The organism is Actinocrinis sp. (assembly GCF_035605935.1).
Taxonomy (GTDB): Bacteria; Actinomycetota; Actinomycetes; order Streptomycetales; family Catenulisporaceae; genus Actinocrinis.
The window spans coordinates 25,322-31,321 of record NZ_DATNGK010000310.1 but is presented as its reverse complement, the minus strand read 5'-3'; the positions used below and the strand labels follow the sequence as shown (position 1 = coordinate 31,321).

The following is a 6,000-nucleotide window of genomic DNA, read 5'->3' as shown; positions in this document are numbered from 1 at the left end:
GATCAGCTCGTTGTCCTCAGCGAACCGCACGAACACGCAACTGAGCACCCACGCCGCCGCGGCCTGCGCGACCCGCTCATCCAGCCACGCCGAGTAGCTCGCCGCCGTGCGCCCCGCGTCCTTCGCCCGCTGCCACTCCGCCTGCAACTGCTCCGCGAACCGCGCACCCTCCTCGCCGGTGTCCGTCGCCCGCGCCCGCAGATCCTTCTCCAGAAACGCGACCTGCTTTTTCAAATCCGCCAGCAGCGCACGCGAATCGACGCCCGTGACTCGCGCTCCGCTCGCGCCGTCATCAGCTGTCGCCGCCGTAGCCGCGCTGCGGCCCACCCGCGTTCCGCGCCCGCTCACCGCTCGCTCCGATCCTCATCGCTCAGCACCGCATCACTCTGCGCAGCATCCCCTTGCGCAGCTTCGGCACCGACACCGGCACCGTTACCGTCAGCTTTTCCGCTCTCCGCCTGCCGCCGCACCTGGTCCACGGCCGCACTCGTCAACGCGATCCACTCGCCGTCCGGTGCGTAAGTCTCCACCAGGCGCCCGTCCAACTGCGGCGTGGCCTGCGGGTTCTCCGCCGGACACAGCAGCCACAGACCATACGGATCCTCGCTTGGACGCCGCGCGGATTTCTGCAACGCCGTCAGAAGATCACGACCGCCGAACTCCCAGTATCGGGCCAGCAGGCTCGCGTTGTGCAAGAACAGGATCCGATGGCGATCACGCGCCGAGGCTCGGCCACCCTCCGCGTCCGACCGTTGACTTGTCCCGCTCAGCTGGACAAGATCATCACGCGGCGCGTCGCCGCGTACACGCGCCACCCAGTCAGTGGCCAGCCGCTTCACGACTTCCTCGACATAGCCGACGAACGCGCGCGGTACGTCGCTACCGCCCGGCACGAGCCGACCGTCGATCCGCAGTACCTTCGACCAGTCTTGGCCGTTCTGCCGCGCAAGCTCCCGGAACTGGTCCAGGAACTCCGCGTCCACGTCCACCGGCACGACTGCACCCAAGCTGCCTTCCGAACGACCTGCCACGCCGGACGTCGAACTGGCCGCCGAACCGCCAACCGTTCCATCTGCCGAGCACGCATCCGCAATCGCAGCCGCCAATCCTGGCAGGTGCCGCACGTGCACCGTCAGCGCGCGGAACCCACCCACCGCTACGGATTCCGCGAGCCGCGCCGTCGCGCCCTCGGCCGCATGCCTGCCATCGCCGCTCGTCGCCGTGCGAGACGCGAGACCCGTCGACGGCGGCGGCTGTCGTAGCGGGCCGCGGAACACGTGACGCGACACGTCGTACGCCAGCGGATAGTCAGCCCGCTTTAGCGCCTCGCCGAGCTGAACATGCGTCACGTCGCCGAAGTCCAGTTCCGGGAACCGCACCCGGATCCGCTCCAACAGATCCGGCACCGACACTCCCGGCTCGTGGCCAACCCCCGCCGCAGCCTGCGAAATCCGCAGCGCACGCACCAGGCCCAGGTCACGCGGGTACAGATCCAACCTCGGCGAGGCCAACGCCTTGCGCGACGCCGCCGCCGCGAGCGCGACCAACCGAGTGTCGGCCAGCGGAGTCATGCCCTCCGGCGCGGGCACTGCACGCAACTGCTTACGCACCGCCGCCGCACCTGGCAGCGGATCGGCCGACACCGCGTCATCGGCCGCGCGACCCAGCTGCGCCGCGTAGTCAACCAACTCGTCACGCGCCGGGGCCGGCGGCACAGCACCAGGCAGTGATTCCCACGCGACGAACACATCGCTTCCGCGCCGCGACTCCTTGAAGCGCGGCTCCTCCTCCCCGCGCTCCACCTCCAGCGCCGCCCGGGCCACCGCCATCGCATACCGAAGCGCCAACCTACGGTCACTCGTCAACGCCCCGGCGCGCGCCCGGACCTCCGATGCCAGCTCCCGCACCGCCATGACGCGCCCGGCCGACTCCAGCACCGCCGCGATGTCATCCCGAAGCACGCCCATCCACGGCATCGCCGACCACTCGGCGGCCATCCCGAGCACGTACTGGTTGACTGCGCCCTGCGTCACATGGAGCGCATCAGCAGTCTCCTTCTGCGTCGGCCACCACAACACCGAACCGTCCTCGGTCAAACCGAGATGGACGCGCAGCGCCTCGACCTTCTTCGAGGACCTGCGCCGGACCGTCGCCTCCGCGGCGCGAATCAGGTCGGCCGCCATCGCGTCGACAGTCAGCCGCTCCGCCGCCGCAGCGCCCGCGGCGGCATCAGTGTCGGCGTCGGCGTCGGCGTCGACACCGACACCGTGACCCAGCCCCAGAACGCCGGCACCGGCACTACCGTCGCCCGAGCTGGCTCCAACCGAGCCCATGCCATCCACGCCGGCTTCCCCGGCTCCGGCCACCGAACGTCCCGCACCGCCCGACTCCGGCAGCACGCCGACCGGCTGCCGCAGCCGCCGCGTCCACTCCTTGTACCGCTGGTTCAGCTCCCGCTTCGCCAGCGTGCCTGCGCCCCGCGCCCGATTGATCTTGTACTGCGGCACGCCCAGCAACTCGCCCACCGTGTTCGCGCGCAGCCAATGCGCGACCTCCAGCGCGGCGGGGGAGAGGCCCGCGGCATCGAGCGCAGTGTCCACCGCCGCGGCTGCCGCGGCTGCGTCGCGCTGGTCGCTGAGCGTCGGCTGCCGCCGTCCGAGCTCGGTAAGGCCGACCGTCACCGGTGTCGTCGGTGGCGTTGTGCGCTCGGCGTCGACGAACACGCGACTCCAGGCGTCCGCCATTTCCCGCGCGCTGTCGAACCGCCGATCGGCGTCACGATGCAGTGCCCGATGGAAGAACGCTGTCAGGCCCTCGCGCAGCGACGGGTTGAACAACTCCGCCGCGATGTTCGGGACCTGATCCGTCAGCGCCTTCGGGTCGCTGCTTCCGTTGCCCCACAACGGTTTCTCGCCCGAGGCCATCTCGTGCAGCGTCACCGCGACCGCATACCGTTCGGCCTGCTCGTCATAGCGCGGTCGGCTTCGAGTGCCGAGGAAAGGATCGAGATAGCCCGAGGTGCCCGAGGTGACGTCCGTCCTCGGGTTCCCCGCGAGCGAGAAGTCGAACAGCAGCAACTCGCGCTCGTCGTTGCGCGGCACCCGAAATACGCCCAGGTTGTCCGGTTTGATGTCCCGGTGCATGACCTCCTCGCGTTCCAAGACCATCAGGGCTCGAAGAAGGTCGTCGGCGAAATTCTTCAGCCGCACGTACGGCAGCTTGCCGGTCTCGCGCAGCTCGCGGGCCAGCGAGTGGTCGCCGGCGAACTGAATGTCGATCACCGTGTGGCCGGCCAGCTCCCGCGGCTCGTGGAGCAACCGGACGATCTGGCCGCCCTGCACCTTGTGCAGCGTCTGCGCCTCCGCGCGCAGCCGGTCGGCCGCGTCCGTATGGTTGAGCGCGACCTTCAGCACATGAGGCGGATCGACAACCGGTTCGCCGTCCGCGCCCTCCCGGATGCGCTCGACCAGCAGCGCCCGGCCCGTTCCGCCGGTGCCAAGCAGAGCTTTGACGCACGTCTGATCGTCGAGCCAGTCGCCCGGCTTGGCCTCTAGCGCGTCCGTGTGCACCGCGGCCGCATCGGCCTGCGGTTCCTCGAGTAAGCCGCCCGCCTCGATCGCGGCGAGCCGCTCCAGGAACGTCTCGGCATCCGGCAAGCGGTCGTCCGCGTCATACCGCGTCGCATCGAAAATCAGCTGATCGAGCTGGTCGCCCAGCCCATCCACGTGGGCTGTCGGATGCAAGCCGCGATCCGCGTCCAGCCGATCCTGCAACGCGCCACGACTCGCCGCGGGCGGTTCGCCGGTCAGCACCAGATAGCTGACCGCGCCCAGGCCGAACACGTCCAAGCCCGCAGGGTCCGGATGGTAGGCGTTGAACTCGGGCGCGAGGAAGGGCTCGGCCGAGGTCTCCAGATGCGCCTCGGTCGCGGAGTCTCGGCCCAGCGACCGCATCCGCGTCGAGCTGCTGTCCGAGAAATCGCGGGCCGCGGTCTGCCAGTCGATAATCCGCAGGACCGGCTTCGAGCCGTCCGGCCGAGCCGACACATACACAGAGCGCGCGGCGAGCGCCCGGTGAAACAGCGAGCGGCGGTGCGCGTACCGCAGCGCCTCCGCAAGCTGCCGGACCAGGCCCAGTCGCGCCTCAAGCGTGAGCGATTCGCCGAAAGCGGAAAGGTACTGCTCCAGGCGCAGGTCCGCGGGGTCGTGCCGAAACAGGATCGCCGGACCGGCGTCGTGGTGCCGCAGGTCGCGGGCCTCGGCGATGCCGCGGTGCCGCAGTCCCTGGAGTACCTGGTACTCGCGCTCCGCCGCCCGCCACACCGAGGTCCTGGCCTGCTCGTTCGCCTCCAATTCGGTGAGGTAGATGCGTACCCGCCCGGCCTCCTCGACCAGGCCCTCGCGCGTGGCCAGTCGGTCCTCCCAGGTCGGACCCTGGTCCAACGGCTTTCCGGCCAGTTTCCAATCGTCACCGAAGCGCAGATGCGCCTGTGGCGCCGCGACGCCGATGTCGCCGAACAGCATCGGCAGATGCCGGGTGAGCGACTCGTCCAGCCGGTCGCTTTGCCGGACCGGCGGCTTGCGCAGCAGGTCGTCCCAGATCTTGAGCAGTCCGGTCTCGCGATCGTTGCGGCCGTAGATGTTCAGCCGCTCGCCCTCGTCGAGCTCGGATTGAAGATTCTCCGCGGAGAGGAACACGGCCGCGTTGATGCGCGGGATTTGCGCCCCGAGATTGCGCCGTTCGGCTGCCCTCTGCAGCCGCGAACGCAAGTCCCGCGACTTCATCTCGACGGGATGCAGCGGGTTGGTCAGGTACAGGTTGCGCTGGCGCTGGTCGGTTCCGAGGTGATGGAACGTCCAGTTCCCGCCCCGGTTCGTCAGCCGGCCGGGATGACCCTTGAGTTCGAGCAGGTACAGGCCACCGGGCACAGCGATGAACAGGTCGCATTCGTTCACGCGCCCGCTGAACGCAGTGAAGGTGAACAGCGCGACCGCGCGATATGGCGGCAGATCCGGCATGAGCCCGCGGATATGGTCCAGGCCGCTTTGCTCCCACTCGTACGGGCTCGGCCCGATCTGTGCCCACCGGCGGGCCAGTCTCCCAGAGACGCCGCCACCGCCGGGCTCCTCCGGACGGCTAGCCGCTCTCCCGCGCCCCGACGGCACTTGCTCAGCCACCCCTCTGCCACGGCGGGACTCCGCCGAAGCGGGCGGTGCCGTCGCCACGTCCGATCAGGTCACACCCACCACCAGGCGTAGCCCTACAACGCCCGACAACGACGAATGCGCCGATGGGCGTTATATCAGCGCCACACTATCCGATTAACTCAGGCCTGGTGCCGGTTATGCGCAGGTCGAACGGCTCGGCGGGTCGGGTGACCAACGGGAACCGGGTCGGATGTACATAGCCGTCGAGTGAGACGAACATGTTGGCGATCGCGGTGATTTGTCTTGGCTTTGCCTGCCATCGTGGTCACCTTCCTTCGGGACCATGCCTGGAAGCGCGGACACAGACCTCTGATTGGCTGGCCTAGTCGGTCACCCGATAGGACAGGTGGTGCACCGCCGGCGTGGTCACGATGCCGACCTGTTGCAGCCGAAGACGTGGTGCGTCCTGAGCCGGGAACAGTCTCGTACCGCCGCCGAGGACGATCGGGCGAGGTGAATATTGAGAATGTCTGCCAAGCCCGCAGCGAGGACCTCGTGACAGACGGCGCCGCCGCCCATGACCACGACGTCCTTCTCGCCCGCCGCCGCGCGGGCCCGCTCTAGTGCGCGGTGCGGTCCCTCGGTGACGAAGCTGAACCGTTCGCCGAGCCGCCAGGTGTGCGGCGGTTGATGGGTAAGCACGAACACCGGTGGCTGCGCGTTGCGGTCGGCGCCGTAGCCGATTGAGTCGCTCCAGCCGCGCGGGCCGTCGATGACGTCGAACAACCGGCGGCCCATGATGACCGCGCCGGTGCGCGGTCATCTCGTCGCGGATCGCGTCGTCCTCGGCGGT

The 6,000-nt window shown here is 69.2% G+C and carries 3 protein-coding genes; all 3 read right to left on the bottom strand.

The annotated features are described in order from the left end of the window. The coding region (locus VN779_RS25250; protein WP_325727661.1) for a hypothetical protein at window positions 1-348 on the bottom strand (348 nt) is incomplete at its 3' end. Then, window positions 345-5,165 carry a BREX system serine/threonine kinase PglW gene (pglW, locus tag VN779_RS25245; protein ID WP_325727663.1) on the bottom strand — a complete coding sequence of 1,607 codons (4,821 nt, stop codon included), beginning with the start codon at window positions 5,163-5,165 and terminating at the stop codon, window positions 345-347. The genes pglW and VN779_RS25250, both read right to left, overlap by 4 nt. 408 nt (window positions 5,166-5,573) lie before the next feature. Continuing rightward, the gene (locus VN779_RS25240) at window positions 5,574-5,945 is read right to left on the bottom strand and encodes a hypothetical protein (protein WP_325727657.1); all 372 of its coding nucleotides are present in this window, start codon (window positions 5,943-5,945) and stop codon (window positions 5,574-5,576) included. Window positions 5,946-6,000: the final 55 nt, after the last annotated feature.

Excerpts from the sequence above, each read along its gene's own strand:
- VN779_RS25240 (WP_325727657.1), bottom strand. The coding sequence starts at position 5,945 with ATGGGCCGCCGGTTGTTCGACGTCATCGACGGCCCGCGCGGCTGGAGC.